This window comes from Superficieibacter sp. 1612_C1, assembly GCF_015234305.1.
Lineage (GTDB): Bacteria > Pseudomonadota > Gammaproteobacteria > Enterobacterales > Enterobacteriaceae > Superficieibacter.
This window is the reverse complement of the sequence record NZ_JADGMI010000002.1, coordinates 94,814-115,604: the sequence shown is the minus strand read 5'-3', so window position 1 is coordinate 115,604 and position 20,791 is coordinate 94,814. Positions and strand designations below refer to the sequence as shown.

The window sequence follows — 20,791 nt, the reverse complement described above, 5'->3', positions numbered from 1 at the left end:
GTTCGGTTTGCTGTCATACTTTTCTGGCACAGTTGGACATTACATGGCAAAGCTCGCCATAATGACATTGAGACGGATTTGGCACGTCCAGTGAAAGAACCGGAGTGTGAGTGGTAATGGGTCAGGAAAAGTTATACATCGAAAAAGAGTTGAGCTGGTTATCCTTTAACGAACGCGTGCTTCAGGAAGCGGCAGATAAAAGCAACCCGCTGATTGAGCGGATGCGGTTTCTGGGGATCTATTCGAACAACCTTGATGAATTCTACAAGGTGCGATTCGCCGAGTTAAAACGGCGCATCATCATCAGCGAAGAACAGGGAATACAGACCAGTTCGCGGCATCTGCTGGGAAAAATCCAGTCGCGGGTGCTGAAAGCCGATCAGGAGTTCGACAGCCTGTATAACGAGCTGCTGCTGGAGATGGCGCGCAACCAGATTTTCCTCATCAATGAACGTCAGCTTTCCGTTAACCAACAAAACTGGCTGCGTCTCTACTTCAAACAGCATCTGCGCCAGCACATTATCCCGACGCTTATCAACCGTGAAACGAATCTGGTTAACTTCCTGAAGGATGATTACACCTATCTGGCGGTGGAAATTATTCGTGGTGACGACACGCGCTACGCGCTGCTGGAGATCCCGTCAGACAAAGTGCCGCGCTTTGTGAACCTGCCGCCGGAAGCGCCGCGTCGCCGTAAGCCGATGATCCTGCTGGATAACATTTTGCGCTACTGTCTGGATGACATTTTTCACGGCTTCTTCGATTACGACGCCCTTAACGCCTACTCGATGAAGATGACGCGCGACGCCGAGTATGATCTGGTGCATGAGATGGAATCCAGCCTGATGGAACTCATGTCCTCCAGCCTGAAACAGCGCCTGACCGCCGAGCCGGTGCGCTTTGTCTACCAGCGCGATATGCCCAATGCGCTGGTGGAGGTGCTGCGGGAGAAACTGAGCATTTCCCGCTACGACTCCATCGTGCCGGGTGGTCGCTACCATAACTTTAAAGATTTCATTAGCTTTCCCAACGTGGGCAAAGCGAATCTGGTCAATAAGCCGCTGCCGCGCCTGCGTCATATCTGGTTCGATAACCAGAAGTTCCGTAACGGTTTCGACGCAATTCGCGAGCGCGACGTGCTGCTTTATTACCCGTACCACACCTTTGAGCACGTACTTGAGCTGCTGCGTCAGGCCTCTTTTGACCCGAATGTGCTGGCAATCAAAATCAATATTTATCGCGTGGCGAAAGATTCGCGCATCATTGACGCCATGATCCACGCCGCGCATAACAGTAAAAAAGTCACCGTGGTCGTGGAATTACAGGCACGCTTCGACGAAGAGGCGAATATTCACTGGGCGAAACGTCTGACGGAAGCGGGTGTCCACGTGATCTTCTCCGCGCCGGGGCTGAAAATTCACGCCAAACTGTTTCTTATCTCGCGTAAAGAGGGCGATGAGGTGGTGCGTTACGCCCATATTGGCACCGGCAACTTCAACGAAAAAACCGCGCGGCTCTATACCGACTATTCGTTGTTAACCGCCGATGCGCGCATCACCAATGAAGTGCGTCGCGTCTTTAACTTTATTGAAAACCCGTATCGCCCGGTCAACTTCGATTATCTGCTGGTATCGCCGCAAAACTCACGGCGTCTGCTGTATGAAATGATCGACCGGGAAATCGCCAATGCCCAGCAGGGGCAGCCGTCCGGTATCACGTTAAAATTAAATAACCTGGTCGATAAGGGACTGGTTGACCGGCTGTATGCCGCTTCTGGCTCCGGCGTGCCGGTGAATCTGCTGATTCGCGGGATGTGCTCGCTTATCCCCAATCTGGAAGGCCTCAGCGACAATATTCGCGTTATCAGTATTGTCGACCGCTACCTTGAGCATGACCGGGTTTACATCTTTGAGAACGGCGGCGATAAGCAGGTCTATCTCTCCTCCGCGGACTGGATGACGCGAAATATCGACTATCGCATTGAAGTGGCCACCCCGCTCCTCGACCCGCGCCTTAAACAGCGGGTGCTGGATATTATTGACATCCTGTTTAGCGATACGGTAAAAGCCCGTTATATCGATAAAGAACTGAGCAATCGCTACGTGCCGCGCGGTAATCGCCGCAAGGTACAGTCGCAACTGGCGATTTACGACTACATCAAATCACTCGAGCAACCTGACTAACGCTATGCCAATACATGATTCGTCACCACGACCGCAGGAGTTCGCGGCGGTCGACCTTGGTTCAAACAGTTTTCATATGGTCATTGCCCGTGTGGTGGATGGCGCGATGCAAATCATCGGTCGCCTGAAGCAGCGCGTCCATCTGGCGGACGGCCTCGGCGACGATAATATGCTGAGCGAAGAAGCGATGGAGCGCGGCCTGAGCTGCCTGTCATTATTTGCCGAGCGCCTGCAAGGATTCGCGCCGTCGAGCGTCTGCATCGTGGGAACCCATACGCTCCGCCAGGCGCTGAACGCCACTGATTTTCTTAAGCGTGCGGAAAAGGTGATCCCCTACCCGATTGAAATCATCTCCGGGAACGAAGAAGCGCGTCTGATTTTTATGGGTGTCGAGCATACGCAGCCGGAAAAAGGCCGCAAGCTGGTTATTGATATCGGCGGCGGTTCAACGGAACTGGTCATCGGTGAGAATTTTGAACCGAAGCTGGTGGAAAGCCGCCGCATGGGCTGCGTCAGTTTCGCCCAGCTTTATTTCCCGGGTGGCGTCATCAGTAAGGAAAACTTCCAGCGCGCCCGGATGGCGGCAGCACAAAAGCTTGAGTCGTTAACCTGGCAGTACCGGATTCAGGGCTGGAACGTGGCGCTGGGCGCTTCCGGCACCATTAAAGCCGCGCATGAAGTGCTGCTGGAGATGGGCGAAAAAGATGGCTTTATTACCCCGGAGCGGCTGGACAAACTAGTGGCGGAACTGCTTCAGCATCGCAGCTTCGACGCGCTGAGCCTGCCGGGATTATCCGAGGAGCGCAAAGCCGTTTTTGTACCGGGTCTGGCGATCCTGTGCGGCGTCTTTGACGCGCTGGCCATTCGGGAACTTCGCCTGTCCGACGGCGCGCTGCGCGAAGGCGTACTCTATGAGATGGAGGGTCGCTTCCGTCATCAGGATGTGCGCAGCCGCACCGCCAAAAGCCTGGCAAATCAGTACAATATCGACAGCGATCAGGCGCGACGCGTGCTGGATACCACGATGCAGATGTACGAACAGTGGCAGACACAGCAGCCGAAGCTGGCGCATCCGCAGCTGGAAGCGCTGCTGAAGTGGGCCGCCATGCTGCATGAAGTGGGCCTGAACATCAACCACAGCGGCCTGCATCGCCACTCCGCGTATATTCTGCAAAACAGCGACCTGCCCGGATTTAATCAGGAGCAGCAAACCCTGATGGCGACACTGGTTCGCTATCATCGCAAAGCGGTGAAGCTGGATGACCTGCCGCGGTTTACGCTGTTCAAAAAGAAGCAGTTCCTGCCGTTAATCCAGCTTTTACGCCTGGGCGTGCTGCTGAATAATCAGCGCCAGGCTACCACTACCCCGCCCTCCCTGGTGCTGGAGACGGACGACAATCACTGGACCCTGCGCTTCCCGCACGGCTGGTTCAGCCAGAACGCGCTGGTGCTGCTCGATCTGGAAAAAGAGCAGCAGTACTGGGAAGCCGTCACCGGCTGGCGGCTCAATATAGAAGAGGAAAACTCACCCGATATCGCGGCGTGAACCTGTCCGGGCGTCAGCTACTGACGCCCGTTATTTTTATCGCCGGGTTTAAATACCGTCAGAAAAGAGGGGAGTTGGTTTCGCAGCCGTCTGCGCTTTCAATGTTTCTTCCAGCAGCTGCGGTTCGCCGAGTAAATACCCTTGCAAATAATCAATGCCCAGCGAAACCACCGCGGTGCGTATCTCTTCGCTTTCGACATATTCTGCCACCACCTGCATCTTTTTCATCCGCGCCAGATGGCAAATAGACGCCACGATTTGATAATCCAGGCTATTGGACACGATACTGCGGATAAAACTGCCGTCGATTTTAAGGATATCCGCATCCACGCTTTTTAAACGCGCATAGCTTGCATAGCCGGTACCAAAATCGTCTATGGCTATCTGACAGCCCATCTTCTGTAGCTTTGCCAGCGTCTTATTCGCCTGCTCTACATTTGCCAGGCTATCACTTTCCGTCACTTCAAAGATAAGCTGCCATGCCTCTACCTGATACTCATCCAACAGCATCTGTACTTCACGGTGAAATTGCGCACGACAGACGGAGGACGGCGAAAGATTGATCGAAAAACGGCAGGCTGGCATTGCTTCACGGTGCTGTGCCATAAATCGCAGCGTATTTCTGATAACCCATAAATCGATGCGTGACGACAAACCGAACTCATGCGCCACTGGCAAAAATTCAGTGGGGCTAATCAGCTCGTCGTTAGCACCGATCAGCCGAAGCAGGATCTCATGATAGGTATCGCCGCGAACACCGACAATCGGCTGCGCCATCAAACAAAACTGATCCTGCTCCAGCGCCAATTGTAGCCGGTTCATTAACGCAATTTTATCTTTGAGATCCCGCTGAAGGTGCATCGCCATCCGCTTTTGCAGATTTTCAGGATGATTCGTCGCCAGCGACAGGTCAGCAATGGTGCTTAACTCCCCCAGCAGGAGATAAATATGCGTCACCGGCGAGCGCACATAGCAATAGCTCATGCCGACCTGTGGCTGCAAAGGCATACCATCCCAGATAAAACGGAATCGCTTAATATGATGATCAATCTCTTCTATACGGCTTTGATATGCTTCAGTATTCAGACGAAACACCAGATCGTTGCCGGACATCTGATAGACGCCCTCGTCAGGCGTAAGTAGCGTAGTGATCCAGTTCGCCAGCTGCTGTTTATACTGAATACGCAACATGACGCCATAATTTCGTCCCAGCAGTTCCAGCTCAGGAATACGGATAAAACAAAGCACCGACCACGGAAAACGATGCAACGCCCGGTTAAGCGCGCGTAGATTCGGCAGATGCACCACCGGATCAAGAAAAGCCAGCATACGCGCCCGTCGATTGACGGTTCTCTGATGCATCGCCAGGATGGAGATAAAGACAATAACGAACGAATACACCAGATAGCTTGATGAGGTAATGGCCAGTTGCGTCTCGTACCCCAGAAATAAAGGGATGTAACCGTGATAAAAATGGACGGAGATAATCAGTACCGGCGTCCAGATCAGGGACATAAAGCGATAGCCGTAGCGGATGGCCCCCCATAACATCACAGGCAGCAGCAGAGAAAAGGTGTAGTTCGTACTGAAGATTGAATTGTTCTGTTCAAGGGGCATACAAAGCATCACCATTAGCCCAATGAATATAAACATCCAGACGACAATTTCTCTTTTGGTCACTTTCGGATCGAATTGCAAACGCAATTGCGAAAAATAAGCGCGTATATAGAGAGGATGGCGAATGATTCGGATAATATAATAACAAAGTGGAACCCCGATTAAGTTTCCAACTAATAACGCCTGGTAATTAATCAGGATATTAATCATAAAGGGTGTGCCAATATTCGATTCCTGGTGCAGATTATAAATATCAAAAAGTCCGACCAGTTGATAAAGAGCAATGAATAACGTTGCGGGACAAAACGCCTGCCAGAAAATGCGCTGAAAAACCAGACTCACGTTGCCATGAGAGACATTACGCCGGTTAGGTGTAAAAGCGCGATAGCCTGCCCAGCTGAGAATGACGGGAAGAAGAAAATGAACAATAATTAGGGCATTATTCGCCAGCCCCATATGCTGATAGTCATATAAAAAGAAGGCGAGCACGATACCCGGTATTGCCGCCCAACCAAAAAAAAGCATCAGGCTGATCGTTAATGCCAGCGGCAGGAAAAAAAGCACTACGGTTCCTGTGCTGATATGAGCGAACGTATTCGCTTTACTGATTAGCGGAAGTACAAAGCAAGGTAGAAAAAGCGGCAAGCTCCACCATCTATCTCTGTACTTAACGTAAAGTTTACTTAGTTTCATAAATGCTCAGCAGAATACCCGGCGTCCTGCGGGGCATATTCAGACAGGTATCCCACCTGGCAGCAAAGCTGCAAAGACTATCTTGCGCAATATAACTCTTAGAGTTTAATTATTACCGCTGGGTGACATTTGATGCAAGTCAAATATTAAAGCCTCATTAATCAATTATTACCTTTACTACAATCTGGTAGTACTTATTAATTATTAACGTAAATGTATTAATTATATTTCATAACAAGATATGATGAATCAACTGACAGAATTTTACATCACATCCAATTGACCCTTACGCCACACTGTGTCTTAATGTATCTATCGCCCCGCTCTGTGGGTATACCTCAAAGGACCTTTTGTGAGTCAGGTTACCAGTATGCGAAACCGACATCGATTTAACAGTCGCATGACCCGTATCGTATTGCTTATCAGTTTCTTCTTCTTTTTCGGACGTTTAGTCTACTCTTCCATCGGTGCCTGGCATCATCATCAAGACAAAAAACAGACTCAGCAGTCCAGCCTGACCATAGAAACGTCCACCCAACGCTGATTTTTTCTGCTTAGATGCAAAAAAGGCAGCCAGTGGCTGCCCTGAAAATGTGTGCGTGAAAGTCATTCCCACTCAATCGTCGCTGGCGGCTTCCCGCTGATGTCGTACACCACGCGCGATATCCCGTTGACTTCATTGATAATACGGTTAGATACCCGGCCCAGGAAGTCATACGGCAGGTGCGCCCAGTGGGCGGTCATAAAGTCGATGGTTTCGACCGCACGCAGGGAAACCACCCAGTCGTACTTACGGCCATCGCCCATCACGCCGACAGAACGGACCGGCAGGAAGACGGTGAACGCCTGGCTAACTTTGTTGTAGAGATCCGCTTTACGCAACTCTTCAATGAAGATCGCGTCGGCGCGACGCAGCAGGTCGCAGTACTCTTTCTTCACTTCGCCCAGTACGCGCACGCCGAGGCCCGGTCCCGGGAACGGATGGCGGTAGAGCATATCGTAAGGCAGACCGAGTTCGAGACCGATTTTACGCACTTCGTCTTTGAACAGCTCACGCAGCGGTTCAACCAGGCCCATTTTCATCTCTTTCGGCAGGCCGCCGACATTGTGATGAGATTTAATAACGTGCGCTTTACCGGTTGCAGAAGCCGCAGACTCGATAACGTCCGGGTAGATGGTGCCCTGCGCCAGCCATTTCACGTTTTCCAGCTTCAGCGCTTCTTCGTCGAACACTTCAACAAACACGCGGCCGATGATCTTACGCTTGGCTTCCGGATCGTTTTCGCCCGCCAGCGCATCGAGGAAGCGTTTTTCACCTTCAACGTGCACGATGTTCAGGCCGAAGTGGTCGCCAAACATGTCCATTACCTGCTCCGCTTCATTGAGACGCAGCAGACCGTTGTCGACAAACACGCAGGTCAGGTTTTTGCCGATGGCGCGGTGCAGCAGCATGGCGGTAACGGAGGAATCCACGCCGCCGGAGAGGCCGAGGATCACTTTATCATCACCCACCTGCTCGCGAAGGCGGGCAACGGCGTCGTCAATAATTTTAGCCGGGGTCCACAGCGCTTCACACTGGCAGATATCGCGCACGAAGCGCTCCAGCATACGCATCCCCTGACGGGTATGGGTGACTTCCGGGTGAAACTGCACGCCGTAGAAGCGTTTTTCTTCGTTCGCCATAATCGCAAACGGGCAGGTTTCGGTGCTGGCGACGGTGACGAAGTCGGAAGGGATGGCCGTCACTTTATCGCCGTGGCTCATCCACACGTCGAGCAGCGGTTTGCCGTCAGCGGTGAGAGAGTCTTCGATGCCGCGGATCAGGGCGCTGTCGGTTTTCACTTCAACCTGCGCATAGCCAAACTCACGCTCGTTCGAGCCCTGAACATGGCCGCCGAGCTGCATCGCCATAGTCTGCATGCCGTAGCAAACGCCAAACACCGGCACGCCAGCCTCAAAAACATACTGCGGCGCGCGCGGGCTGTTGTTTTCAGTGGTGCTTTCCGGGCCGCCGGAAAGAATGATACCGCTGGGATTGAATTCGCGAATTTGTGCTTCCGTGACATCCCACGCCCACAGTTCGCAGTAAACGCCAAGTTCACGCACGCGACGCGCTACCAGCTGAGTGTACTGAGAACCAAAATCCAGAATGAGAATGCGATGTTTATGAATGTTTTCCGTCATTGACGCTAATTCCGAGGCAAGTGAAACAGGCTAAATAAATCGCCCGACACATAGTCGGGCGAAGAAAATCAGGAACCCATACGATAGTTCGGGGATTCCTTGGTAATGGTGACATCGTGAACGTGGCTTTCCTGAATGCCCGCGCCGCTGATGCGAACAAATTCCGCCTTCGTACGCAGCGCGTCGATGGTACCACAGCCGGTCAGACCCATACAGGAGCGCAGGCCGCCCATCTGCTGATGAATGATCTCTTTCAGGCGGCCTTTATAGGCCACGCGACCTTCGATACCTTCCGGCACCAGTTTGTCGGCAGCGTTGTCGCTCTGGAAGTAACGGTCGGAAGAACCTTTAGACATCGCGCCGAGCGAGCCCATGCCACGGTAGGATTTGTAAGAACGGCCCTGATAGAGTTCGATTTCACCCGGCGATTCTTCCGTACCCGCCAGCATTGAACCGACCATCACCGCGCTTGCGCCAGCGGCAATCGCTTTGGCGATGTCGCCGGAGAAACGGATGCCGCCGTCGGCGATAACCGGGATACCTAAGCCTTCCAGCGCTTCCACCGCGTCAGAGACGGCGGTGATCTGCGGCACGCCCACGCCGGTCACGATGCGGGTGGTACATATAGAGCCAGGACCAATGCCGACTTTCACCGCGCTCACGCCCGCTTCAGCCAGCGCGCGTGCGCCTGCGCCGGTCGCCACGTTGCCGCCGATGATTTGCAGGTCCGGGTATTTTTCACGGGTTTCACGGATGCGTTGCAGTACGCCTTCAGAGTGGCCGTGGGAAGAGTCGATCAGCAGCACGTCAACACCCGCCGCCACCAGCGCATCCACGCGCTCTTCGTTGCCAGCACCTGCGCCGACGGCCGCGCCTACGCGCAGACGTCCCTGCTCGTCTTTACAGGAGTTTGGTTTACGTTCCGCTTTCTGGAAGTCTTTCACGGTGATCATGCCGAGCAGGTGGAAGCTATTATCAACGACCAGCGCTTTTTCGACGCGTTTTTCGTGCATTTTAGCCAGCACGACTTCACGCGCTTCACCTTCACGCACGGTAACCAGACGTTCTTTCGGCGTCATATAAACGCTGACCGGCTGGTTCAGGTCGGTAACAAAACGCACGTCGCGGCCGGTGATAATGCCCACCAGCTCGTTGTCCTCGGTCACCACCGGGTAGCCCGCGAAGCCGTTACGCTCGGTCAGCGCTTTCACTTCGTGCAGCGTGGTGGTCGGCAGCACGGTCTGCGGGTCGGTAACCACGCCGGACTCGTGTTTCTTCACGCGACGCACTTCTTCCGCCTGACGCTCGATAGACATGTTTTTGTGAATAAAGCCGATGCCGCCTTCCTGCGCCAGCGCAATCGCCAGCCGCGCTTCGGTAACGGTATCCATCGCCGCAGAGAGCATCGGAATGTTCAGGCGAATGGTTTTCGTCAGCTGCGTGCTGAGATCGGCGGTGTTCGGCAAAACGGTGGAGTGAGCGGGAACGAGGAGGACGTCGTCAAACGTCAAAGCTTCTTTAGCGATACGTAGCATGGGCAATATCTCTGACCTGGGGGTGGTTAAATATTGCCGTGGCATTATACAGAGCGTAACCGATTGCTTCTACATTTTTTTATCAAAATGCTTGCGATTGCTGACATGCGGGTTACTATCGATCGAATAACCCGCTGATTTAAAATTTGATCTCGCTCACATGTCACTATCTCAATCCCCTGCTATTTATACCGTTAGCCGCCTGAATCAGACCGCGCGTTTGCTGCTGGAACGAGAAATGGGCCAGGTCTGGATCAGCGGCGAGATCTCCAACTTTACCCAGCCCGCTTCCGGCCACTGGTACTTCACGCTCAAAGATGACACCGCTCAGGTGCGCTGCGCAATGTTTCGCAACAGCAACCGCCGCGTCACCTTTCGCCCGCAGCACGGGCAACAGGTGCTGGTGCGCGCGAATATCACGCTCTACGAGCCGCGCGGTGACTATCAGATTATCGTCGAGAGTATGCAGCCCGCAGGCGAAGGGCTGCTCCAGCAGAAATATGAACAGCTAAAAGCTACGCTTCAGGCACAAGGGCTGTTCGGCCAGGAATTTAAAAAGCCGCTGCCCTCGCCTGCTCACTGCGTCGGGGTGATCACCTCGAAAACCGGCGCAGCGTTGCACGACATCCTCCACATACTGAAACGTCGCGATCCCTCGCTGCCGGTGGTGATTTACCCCACGGCGGTCCAGGGCGACGACGCGCCGGGGCAGATTGTGCGCGCCATTGAACTGGCGAACGCACGCAAAGAGTGCGACGTGCTGATCGTCGGGCGCGGCGGCGGTTCGCTGGAAGATTTGTGGAGCTTTAACGACGAACGCGTGGCGCGGGCGATTTTTGCCAGTACCATTCCGGTAGTCAGCGCCGTCGGCCATGAAACGGACGTCACGATTGCCGATTTTGTCGCCGACCTGCGCGCGCCAACGCCTTCGGCGGCAGCGGAGATGGTCAGCCGTAATCAGCAGGAGCTGTTGCGCCAGATGCAGGTCGGGCAGCAGCGCCTTGAGATGGCGATGGATTATTATCTGGCAAACCGCCAGCGCCGCTTTACTCAACTCCATCATCGCCTGCAACAGCAGCATCCGCAGTTACGCCTTGCCCGCCAGCAGACCTCGCTGGAGCGGCTGCGTCAACGCATGAGCGGCGCGCTTGAAGCCCAGTTAAAACGCGTTGCCCAGCGCCAGCAGCGCGCTGCTCAACGGCTGAATCAGCAAAATCCGCAGCCGCGTATTCACCGCGCCCAGTCGCGCATGCAGCAGCTGGAATATCGTCTGGCAGAAAATATCCGCGCGCGGTTAAGCGAACAGCGCGAGCGGTTCGGCAATGCGGTTACCCATCTGGAAGCGGTCAGCCCGCTGGCGACGCTGGCGCGCGGCTACAGTGTCTCCACCGCAACCAACGGTAAGGTGCTGAAAAAAGTGAAGCAGGTAAAAGCAGGCGATGCGATAACCACCCGACTGGAGGACGGCTGGGTGACCAGCGAAGTGACTGCTATCAGGCCAGTAAAAAAGAGTCGTTTAAAATAAAAATAGCCATGCTCAGGTGTTCATAATCTGCTCTTTGTCCGCAACAAGAAGATCGGTATGAGCACTACGGTATTACCTCGCCTTTCCTCGCTACCGCCGCCGCTTTAGCGGTATTCATCGCCGTTGACATTATCTTGATTGACGCTGGCGTCAGTGCGGATTCGCCAGGCAAACCAGCGCCTGATTATCACGTAAGGTCTTCGTCGAATAGACTGCACCGGTCATAAGGTAGATAACCTGATAATAGGCACCTGCTTTATCAGATACCCACCAGCTAAACTCCGAGCGATCGACCGGCCAGCCAAACCGTTCCCCCAGTTGGCCGTCGGGATAATCCTTATAGAGTCTTTGCATCTCACTCAGCGTCGGCTGATAGGCATCAGGACAGCCGGATTCGCTCGCCAGGCCCACGCCGTCATGGTTAAACAGCGCCCAGATCTCATTGCCGTAGACACGAGAACCGAAGGTATTTGACTCTGCTGGCGCTTCCACCATCATCTGTGGCCGCTTAAACACTACACCATCACTGCTGGTGACCGTTTCCGGCATATGGCCCCAGTACTGCGCCTTATCGGTATCCGGGCTGGTTACCACGGTAAAAATCACATTAAGCGACGCGCTTAGATTAGGATAATCATCCATTTTTGCCGTGATCGCGGTCTTAAGCCCCATCCCGGTATCCTGCCTCAGGCTGAACGTCGCCGAGCCGTCTGCGCCGGTGACGCCATGATAAATGTCGACGTAGCGCGGTAGTTCAATGGTTGTTGCCGTCGGCGTCAGTTCCTGTAGCGTGAGATCGTCCGTTGTACCGCCGTTTCCGGTCTCTTTCACAACCCCGGCACGATTTATCCCTTTGCTGCGCGAAAGGGTAAACGGCGCATTTGCCACTGGCATGCCGCTGGCGTCTTTAATCGTGACGGTCATCGGTATCGCTTCACCCGTTTTCACCTTCACCGCATCGCTAACCGTCGCGGAAAGACTGGATGTCAACTCAATTGTCGCCGGTAGCGCCGCATGAGGATCGACCAGACAGACCTGCGCGCCGGTCGTTCCCGCCGAGCTGTTACTGGTTTTAGCACCGTTATCCAGCCGCATGAACTGATAGTCCTGGGTTTTCACCACTCTGTCCAGAGCCCACCAGTATTTACCCTGAGTAACGGGCCAGCCATAAAGTGTTTCAAGTTCGCCGCCAGGATGATCGTTATATAGCGTTTGTAGATCGTTTAGCAGTGGTTGATACGCTTCATCACACCCGGTAACCCCCGTTTTTTGTGCGCTGGTTTTACTGACCAGCGGCCAGGTTTCATTATCGGCTTTAAAACTGCCAGAGGTGCCACCCGACATTTCGCTATACAACAGTGGACGGTGGAACGTAATCCCGGCGCTGGTAGTCACCGTTTCCGGCATATGGCCCCACATGTTGGCTTTACCGCTGTCCGGGGTGGTCTGCACCGTGAACACGACCGGCTTCGCCGCACTGGTCGTCGGCGCAGTATATAAACTGGCGGTCAGAACATTTTTAACGCCGGGCGACTGGTTCCCAACAAGATTAAACGCCAGTGTGCCATCGTCTCCGGTCACGGCATAATAGTTATAATTTGCCGCAAAATCAGTATCCGAATAGCTATCAAAAGCCAGGTTAAAGTCCTTCGCCCAACCGGTATAGCTGGCGTTACGCGCCACTCCCACATCGCGGACCAATACAACAGGGGTATTGCCTAGCGGATTGCCTGCCGCATCGGTAGTCCTGATGACAAAGGGAATCGACTCGCTGTCTTTCACCTTGATCGCCTGCGCGGCGCTATCTTCAGGCAATGAAGAAAAGAGTTCAATCCGCGTCGCCTGCGCCATTGGCGTCGCGGCGCAAATTTGATACTGGGTGCCGTTTGCATCATTAGTAGATTGTGTGCGGCGAGCGCCATCGTCCAGATCGACGACATAGAAAGAACTGGGTTTGGCGGTCGAATATTTGACGGAATAGGAGTAAGTTCCACTCCAGTAAGAACGGTCGATCGGCCAGCCCTTTTCGGTTTTTATCGTTCGGTTAGGATAAGTATTGTAGAGCGCATCCAGCCCCCCTGCGGACGGGTAATAGCCGATAGCACAGTTGGCGGGGTTAGGCTTCGAACTGTCTGGGCCATAAAACGTCGCCCAGCTTTCATTGTCCTCCAACCAGTTGTAACTATTCGCCGTGCTGCCAACCTCCGCCTGCAGCAGCGGGCGATGATACACTGTGCCATCCGACGCTCTCACCGTCTCCGGCATATGCCCCCACATTTGGGCGACTTTAACATCCGGGCTGGTAACAACGGTAAAGATGGTGTCGATGCTGGCGCTCACGTTAGCGTTGTTATACAGCGCGGCGGTTACGGCGACGCGGGTGCCGTGGGTGTCCGGGCGCGTGACGTCAAGGATAACGGTGCCATCCTCGCCGGTCATCTTACCTATACGGGATTGGGTATCGTTAAGCGCTTCCCCGTCGATCACTACCGGCGAGACAATAGGATCGGCGTTACCGCCGTTCAAGGGCTGCGAGCTGTGTTTTTCACCCTGCCGGGTATAGCCATCGCCGCGATTCAGCACAAACGGCGCGCTGGGCAGCGGATTGCCGTTAGCGTCTTTTACCGTCACTTTTAACTTCAACGTATCGCCCTTTTTCACCTTCACCGCGTGCTCGCCGTCGCCGTCATACCACAGCGAAGCGTCTACAGGCTCAATGGTGATAGAGGTGGCGACCGGGTTATCGGCGGTCAGACAACTGGTATAGTCCGAATCGCTACTACCGCCAACGCTTTGCGCGCCGCTGTCCAGCGTCAGCGCTTTCCATGTCGTCGCGCTGGCGAGAGAGGAGGACCAATACGGCCTGACAACTGGCCAGCCCTGCACGCCGTGCATCGTGCCGCCGCTGTTGGCATCATACAGCGCCTGGATCTGGTCGAGACGCGGCAGGCGGTTTACCGCACAGCCGCCCTTATTCTCATTGCCCGCCGCGTCGGAATGCTGCACCCGCGCCCAGGTTTCGTTATTTTCCAACTGGCTGCGGGTAGCGGAAACTTCCGCCGCCAGCTTCGGCCGCGTGAAGGTCATATCCCCGACGGTAATCGTGTCGGGCATGTGGCCCCACATATTCGCATCTGGCGTATCCGGGCTGGTCGCCACGGTAAACTTGACGCTACGCGAGACAGGCGAGCGGATCAGCGACTCCGTTGGTGCCACTTCCAGCGGCGTTACTACGCCTGGGCCGCGCGGCTGTTCAATGATGATTTCCGCATCGCCCTGCGCGTCCGTCTGGCCGTGATAGACCATTGCCCCCTGCCCCGCGCCGTAAGCGACGCCATCAATAAGCAACTCGCCGTTACTGGGATCGGTAAAACCGGTTGACAACCCGTCACGTCGCCTGCCAGCGGACAAGGTAATGGTGAAATCCGTATGCGGTATCGCTTCACCGTTGAGTGCATTTGTTGAGTGGACGTTCATTTTGATCTTCTCGCCCACTTTGGCGACCGCATCCTTCACGGTAACGTCATCACTAAAGTAGACGTCAAGCACCGCCACCATCTCATTCGCCGAGCAGGTAAGGTAGTTCGGCTCATTGCTGAATCCTTTACCGCCGTCCTTCAGGCTAACGTGAGCGGTCTGCTCGTTCTGGCTCTCCGCCGCAATATAGGCATGCAGCCCGGTCGGCCAGCCGTGTTCGGTTTCCATTTTATTATCGGGATTTTCGCCATACAGATGCGTCAGTGTTGACGTTCCCGGCACCTGACCCGTACCGCACATCGCCGCTGCCGATGCCTCCGAGTTAAATGTCGCCCAGTCTTCGTTATTTTCGCTTTGCTGACCGCTGGCGTGACCGCCTGTCTCGCTCACCAGTAAGGGGCGTTTATACAGGTTGCCCGCATCCACAATGCCTTGCATATGGCCATACATATTGGCCCCGTCAACATCCGGGCTGGTAATCACAGTGAATATTACGCTGAAGGGATAGGTGACATTGCCGCCTTCGTCATCTGGCATCACGATGCGAATCGGCGTCTCCACGCCCACGCCATTATCATGCTGCAACGTCAGGTGAACCTGACCGTTGGCGTCGGTTACCCCGGTGTAATGTTCCGGCGAGGAGGCGCGCATATCTTCCGAATGGATAACCACCCGCTGATTATCCCACTCCGCGTTATGCGCCCCTTTACGGTTAGTGGCCGGATCGAGGAGTAGCTCCATGTAGCGATAAGGCAGCGGTTTTTGCGTATCCCGGTCCACCACGGTCATCACCAAATCAATGGTTTCGCCGACTTTCGCTTTATAGGGTGCCTCGGGTGAAAGCGTAATTTGCGGATGCGCGGGCGGGAGGGCTTTATCCACGCAGCTCACCAGGAACTCGGATGAGTCGCTTTCCCGCGCCACCTGCCCGGAGTCCATATGCACGGCGGCGTGGTAATCATACAGATCCTTAGTGGAAGACCAGTACTGCGCGTGACTTTCCTGGGGCAGCGGCCAGCCGGGATAGGTCGCGGCGGTGTCATGGGCGTTTCTCATCGCCACCAGTTGCTCAGCGTCCGGCAGGATAGTGCAATGGTTGTCCGCGGCGGCCCAGTTAAACTGCGCCCAGGTTTCATTAGCGCTGACGATGCTTCCGTTCCTGTCGCTGGCCTCTTCCGCCAGCTTTGGCCGGGTGAATTTATAGGTTACGCCGTTCAGTTCAGCAGTGACGCTCTCCGGCATGTGGCCGTACATCGCCGCCTGTTCGCTGTCCGGGCTGGTCAGGGTGGTGAAAATAACATCCGTTTCAGCAGTAAGATCCGGGTAGTTTTCTGAACTGACGACCAGATGCGTTTTCACGCCGGGGCCGTTGGCCTGGGTGACGACCACCGTCGCGTTGCCCTGCGCATCGGTCACTCCACGATAAAGGGTTTTGGTGGTAGTCAGTTCCGTATCGCCAACGTGTACTGGCCGGTCATTATTCACTGCGCCTTTACGATTGATCGCATCGTCACGGCGGATCACAAAAGGCGCGTTGCCGACCACCTCTCCATCACAGCCCTGCGTCGTAACGCTCAGGGTGATGCTTTCGCCCACCTTCGCTTTGGCGGCTTTCAGCGCGTCGTCAAAGCGATCGGCGCTGACCGTTACCGGCGTCCCAACGGCGGGCGCGACATCAATAGCGATTTTTTGTTTTAGCAGCGGTACCGTATTAATGTTGGGTTCGCCGGTGGCGGTCCAGAGATAGAGCACCGGCGCGGGCGAATCGTCGCTGGATTCAATTTCCGGCCAAACCACGAAATGACGCCCGGCCATATTCTGGGCGCAGAAAGATTTATTCTGCACCGGCTGCGGGTTAAGCGGTTCATCCGGCGCGGCGGCATCGGCCCATACCAGCCCCACGGCAGGCACCTGCTGGTTTTCCCAGCGCAGAGGCGTATTGGTGAAAAGATCGCCTTCGGTATCCAGTTCATTAACGGCCAGCATCGCACGGCTGTCAGCGTCAACGCTAAAATCGCGCGGCATCGCGGTAAACGCCACCGGGTTGGACTGGTCAGTCTTTAATACTATGCTGCCCTGATAAACTGGCACCTGTGCGCCGTCGGCCTGAGGTATTGTGCCGTTAACGGCACCAGTGGAAGTACTCAGTTCCTGCCAGGCACCGCTCTTCAGGTTAGCAGACGCGGGTACAGAATAGACGCCTGCTATCAGCAGCAGCGCCAGTACAAAACGGTATACCTTATTCTGCAATTTCCCGGCCATGAGTCCCATCCACCTGATTTTCTTCTCTGTATGCTCTGTATCGCTCAACACACTTTGCTTAACGCCCGATTAAGCAAAATGCGCGGAAAATGCCACTCCCCATAGGGAGCGGCATTTTGAGGACAACTTATTTGCGTCTGTAGTCGATGGACAGACCAAAGCCCTGGACGCCATCGGTTCCCACGATAACGCCGCCCTCCGCGCCCTCGAACGCCGTTTTCGCTTCGGCGTTGGTAACCGGGATAACGAGGTCGTGGTTGTTGTAACTTTCGTTGACAATCCCCCCCTTGCCGGTACCGGCAATTTTGCTGGTGCCGGTAAATTTCCAGCGGTAATCGTACTGATCGGTAACTTTTTCGTCGGCCTGGTATTGATTGTCGCCGTTTTTATCACGCCACAGCAGCACCTTGTAGGTGGTGTTGGTTTTGAGCTTCGTCTCAGTACCCAGCAGGTTGGTCTGAGAACCCGCCTCGTAAATCACAACATGGACGTTTTCATTAACTACCGGCCCTTCCGGAATATCGTCATCATCCGAACCGCCGCCTGCGTTGGTGGACAGGTCGTTGAGCAGCAACTCCGTCGCCACGTAAGGGTCCCCGGTAGTGGTGGTTGGGGTGATTTTAATACCAATGTAGCGATCGGCATCTGCCGCCTGGATTTCATAGGTATCGCTGCCTTTGGTGCCGATCTCTTTGCCATCGCTACCGTTCTGATCGCTGTAGCTCATCCACTGTACGGTAGCTTTGGTTGCCGTATTGTTGGCATCCAAATCGCCTTCCATATCACCAATCGCCCAGTTAACCGTGACCTTGTCGCCGACGTGCAACTGCTTTTCCCCGTCATTCGAGGCACTTCGATTGCCACGGTCGATAGTCACCGTCACATGGTCTTTATCGGTATCGCCAGCGTTCTTCGCGCTGCGGGTGATCCACGGCACCGTCCCCTGAATAGTGCCGGTAGTTTCGCTGACAATCTGCCACCTGCCGGTTTTCAGATTATTATCCGGCGCAGCCACCGCGGCAGGAACCGCACAATACCCGGCGACGACCAGCGCCAGCGCGACCTTTGTCAGCCGCCGTTTCACTATTGCTTGCATTAAGGCTCTCCTTTTCTTCAAAATTCAGCGACTGGCCGGTCGGCCATTACGCCGACGCTATTGCTTCTGGCTGTACGTTACGCGTAAGCCATAGCCCTGTACGCCGTCTTCTTCGTTAGCGGCAAATTTCTGCACCGCTTCGCGGTTTGTGGCAGGAAGGACTAAATCTTGATTACGGGTGTTAGCTTGCTCCCCGGTATGCCCGTTGATGCTGTGCCCGGTGAATTCCCACTGGTAGTCGTACAACGCCATCTCTTCTTCGGAAAGTTGCTCCGACATCTGGAACACGCCGTCGTTGTTTTTGTCGCGCCACAGCAGGAACCGGTAGGTGTTATTCACCGTAGGATGTTTGTCTACTTTATCAATCAGATTGACGGGCCTGGACGTGTTTTTTTGATAGATAATAGCGTTCAGGCCATCGATGGTCTCACCGATAAAAGTGACATCAACAAAGTTACTGTCGCCGTAAGCGTCTTCTTTCGCCTTCCAGCGGAAGGTGCCGGGTAGCGTACTGGAGAGCGTGACCGTGCCCGCCTCTTTGTCGCGTTTGGCGATAAACACGCAGGGAGTTTCCGTAGAGCAGGGTTTGTCGGTCAGGGTGACTTTTTTATCGTTGTTGTCGTATAGCTCTGGCGTCATAACGTCATCCACCAGCTCGTTGCCGTTGCGGTCGGTGCTGTCGCCGAAGGCGTCGGTGAGCAACACATCCATCACTACGCCATCCACCCCGTCCGCCTGCGCGCTGGCCTCATGGCTATGGTCGGTGCGGTCGGGATCGGCGATATTATCGACAATCAGTTCAATCTTGCGCCCCTGGCGGACGGTAACCGCCACCACGCCGGAGGTCTCTTTGTGGCCTTTTTCATCTTCCAGCGTGATGCGTACTTTCCAGCTGTTCAGCGCTTCGCGCTCTGCTTCTGTGCTGGCGTTCACCCATGCAGGCAGCACCAGATTCCAGCGGTTGTTATTGCCTTCGGTCAGCGCGTCCGCCTTCACTACCGGCATGACCAGGGTGCGGTTGGCGTTATTCTTCGCCTGCCAGGAGGCGGTGGCGATTTTGTAGTGGTGGTTAATCAGGGCGTTAATCGTCCACTGGCATTTCTCAAGGCCAATGCCCTCCTCCGGCGTGTCTTTTACCACGCATTCCGGGTGCGTATTGGTCTCGGACGCTTTCAGCCACAGCGTGACGTCCAGCGGATCTTTTTCGCGGTATTCGAGGATGATGAAGTTGTTACGATCGACAAAATCGGTGCGGCTACCGATAAGCGAGTGCTGGATTTTGACGTTTTCCGGGTCGAGCTGCGCCGCCAGCGGCGTACCGAACTGATAGTTCACGGTAGCGTTAACGCTGAAATCGTTGCTGTCGCCGGTGCCAGCTTTGTAATCCGTGCCGACGGTCAGCAGCGGCACCGGCGTATAGTTCAGCCCCAGGGTGACTGCGTGAGGGTCTTTTTGCAGGTTGTCCTTACCGAACAGCGCCACCTCGTCGCCGTAATACTGCTCAAACACCAGCTTCGTGCCAATCTGCGGATAAAACGGCAGCCACGTCTCGGCGCGCACGTCCCAGCCGCGCGCCGGGCGCTCTTCATAAAAGTCGAAATCGTCAGAGTCTTTCCAGTCGGAAAGCGGATGATAGTAGTTGCCGGAAAAACGGAGAAAATCGGTCCAGGCTTCGGTGCCTATGCCGAGGCGGCGATGGCCGCGCGTGAAATCGTAATCGTAGAAGACGTTGCCGCCGAGCAGCCAGTCGTTGACGTTTTGCCGCACGCCAATCCCCACGTTACCAATGGTACGTTCCTCCTTGCGCTGGACGGAAAACTGGCTAAACAGCAGCGTGCTTTGGTTGTCATACCACGGGACAAAATAGTCCAGCGAACTGCCTTCGAGATCGCCATCTTCCCCCACCGATAAATTGGTGCGCACTTTCCCATAAGGCGACATTAGCCCTTCGATATAGGACTGCGTGGAGGAGGTAATTTGATTTTGCAGATAGCTTCGCGCCTGGGATTCCAGCGCTTCCGGGGTAAGGTTTTCAAAACCCTGAGTGGCGGAACTGGTGATGTAATCGCGGGTCTGTTCTTTAAAGGATTTGCCTTTTTCTTCCTGTTCTTCTTTTTGCGCGGCGCTGCTGGCCAGATCGGGGAGGTCATTATGCTCGACGGGCGTTTTTTCGGTGGCAGCGACCCCGGAAGCTACATATGAGCCTCCTGCAATTAACATTAGACATATTAAGCGCATCCATCGCACCATTCAAAAATCCCTGTTTGAATTTTATTTCGCTGTCAAAAAATATTTTATCCAACTGCTGTAAGAAAAAATCTAAATAAATTCCTAAAAACACATGGGCCGCTCTTATTACTTAATCAGGTATTAGTTTCTCCCGGCGGCTTGATATATAAAACAGGATTAATAAAAGAAAATAATATTTATGGGAAGAATATATTTAATTATTATATAATAAATTCAACGCGTTTTTTTGAAATTAATCCATGACCGTTATGACAGAAATAATCTACCGCGCCGCAGGCTTTAAGCACGTCCAGCGGCTGATGGCATTCCGGACACAGCGGCGTTAGCGTGAAATCCTGATGGCAGGAAGCGCAGCGCGCCTGGCCGCCGTTTTGTTCAAGTGGATGATTGCAGGTTGGGCAGTTGAGTTGCATAACACCTCCG

General features: G+C 54.4%; 11 protein-coding genes. 4 read left to right on the top strand and 7 right to left on the bottom strand.

The window, feature by feature from the left end; translation table 11 throughout:
- Positions 1-116: 116 nt before the first annotated feature.
- Positions 117-2,183, top strand: coding sequence for a polyphosphate kinase 1 (ppk1, locus tag INT84_RS06810; protein WP_194206199.1), 2,067 nt, complete (start codon positions 117-119; stop codon positions 2,181-2,183).
- A gap of 4 nt (positions 2,184-2,187) precedes the next feature.
- Positions 2,188-3,729: an exopolyphosphatase gene (ppx, locus tag INT84_RS06805; protein ID WP_194206198.1), complete on the top strand. Its 1,542-nt coding sequence runs from the start codon at positions 2,188-2,190 to the stop codon at positions 3,727-3,729.
- Positions 3,730-3,777: 48 nt separating this feature from the next.
- Here ppx and INT84_RS06800 read toward each other — a convergent pair whose 3' ends face one another.
- Positions 3,778-6,039: a sensor domain-containing phosphodiesterase gene (locus INT84_RS06800; protein ID WP_194206197.1), complete on the bottom strand. Its 2,262-nt coding sequence runs from the start codon at positions 6,037-6,039 to the stop codon at positions 3,778-3,780.
- Positions 6,040-6,391: 352 nt separating this feature from the next.
- Here INT84_RS06800 and INT84_RS06795 point away from each other — a divergent pair, with 352 nt between their 5' ends.
- A complete protein-coding gene (locus tag INT84_RS06795) occupies positions 6,392-6,583 on the top strand; it encodes a YfgG family protein (RefSeq protein WP_176917120.1) in 192 nt (63 codons plus the stop codon).
- A 62-nt stretch (positions 6,584-6,645) separates the two neighbouring features.
- On the opposite strand, the gene guaA is transcribed toward INT84_RS06795, so the two are convergent.
- A complete protein-coding gene (gene guaA, locus INT84_RS06790) occupies positions 6,646-8,223 on the bottom strand; it encodes a glutamine-hydrolyzing GMP synthase (RefSeq protein WP_194206196.1) in 1,578 nt (525 codons plus the stop codon).
- A gap of 68 nt (positions 8,224-8,291) precedes the next feature.
- Positions 8,292-9,758 carry an IMP dehydrogenase gene (gene guaB, locus INT84_RS06785; RefSeq protein WP_194206195.1) on the bottom strand — a complete coding sequence of 489 codons (1,467 nt, stop codon included), beginning with the start codon at positions 9,756-9,758 and terminating at the stop codon, positions 8,292-8,294.
- 160 nt (positions 9,759-9,918) lie between these two features.
- On the opposite strand from guaB, the gene xseA reads away from it, so the two are divergent.
- Complete coding sequence (xseA, locus tag INT84_RS06780) at positions 9,919-11,283, top strand: exodeoxyribonuclease VII large subunit (protein ID WP_194206194.1); 1,365 nt, start codon at positions 9,919-9,921, stop codon at positions 11,281-11,283.
- 150 nt (positions 11,284-11,433) lie between these two features.
- Here the strand turns inward: xseA and INT84_RS06775 are convergent, their stop codons facing one another.
- From INT84_RS06775 to INT84_RS06760, 4 genes are all read right to left on the bottom strand, one after another.
- Positions 11,434-17,022, bottom strand: a complete 5,589-nt coding sequence (locus INT84_RS06775; protein WP_194206193.1) for an adhesion domain-containing protein — start codon at positions 17,020-17,022, stop codon at positions 11,434-11,436.
- Positions 17,023-17,149: 127 nt separating this feature from the next.
- Entirely contained in the window at positions 17,150-18,118 is a 969-nt protein-coding gene (locus INT84_RS06770; protein WP_194206192.1) for a SinI family autotransporter-associated protein, read from the bottom strand.
- A gap of 57 nt (positions 18,119-18,175) precedes the next feature.
- Entirely contained in the window at positions 18,176-20,368 is a 2,193-nt protein-coding gene (gene sinH / locus INT84_RS06765; RefSeq protein ID WP_194206191.1) for an intimin-like inverse autotransporter SinH, read from the bottom strand.
- A gap of 200 nt (positions 20,369-20,568) precedes the next feature.
- On the bottom strand, positions 20,569-20,781 hold the full coding sequence (locus INT84_RS06760) for a zinc ribbon domain-containing protein (protein WP_194206190.1): 213 nt from the start codon (positions 20,779-20,781) through the stop codon (positions 20,569-20,571).
- Positions 20,782-20,791: the final 10 nt, after the last annotated feature.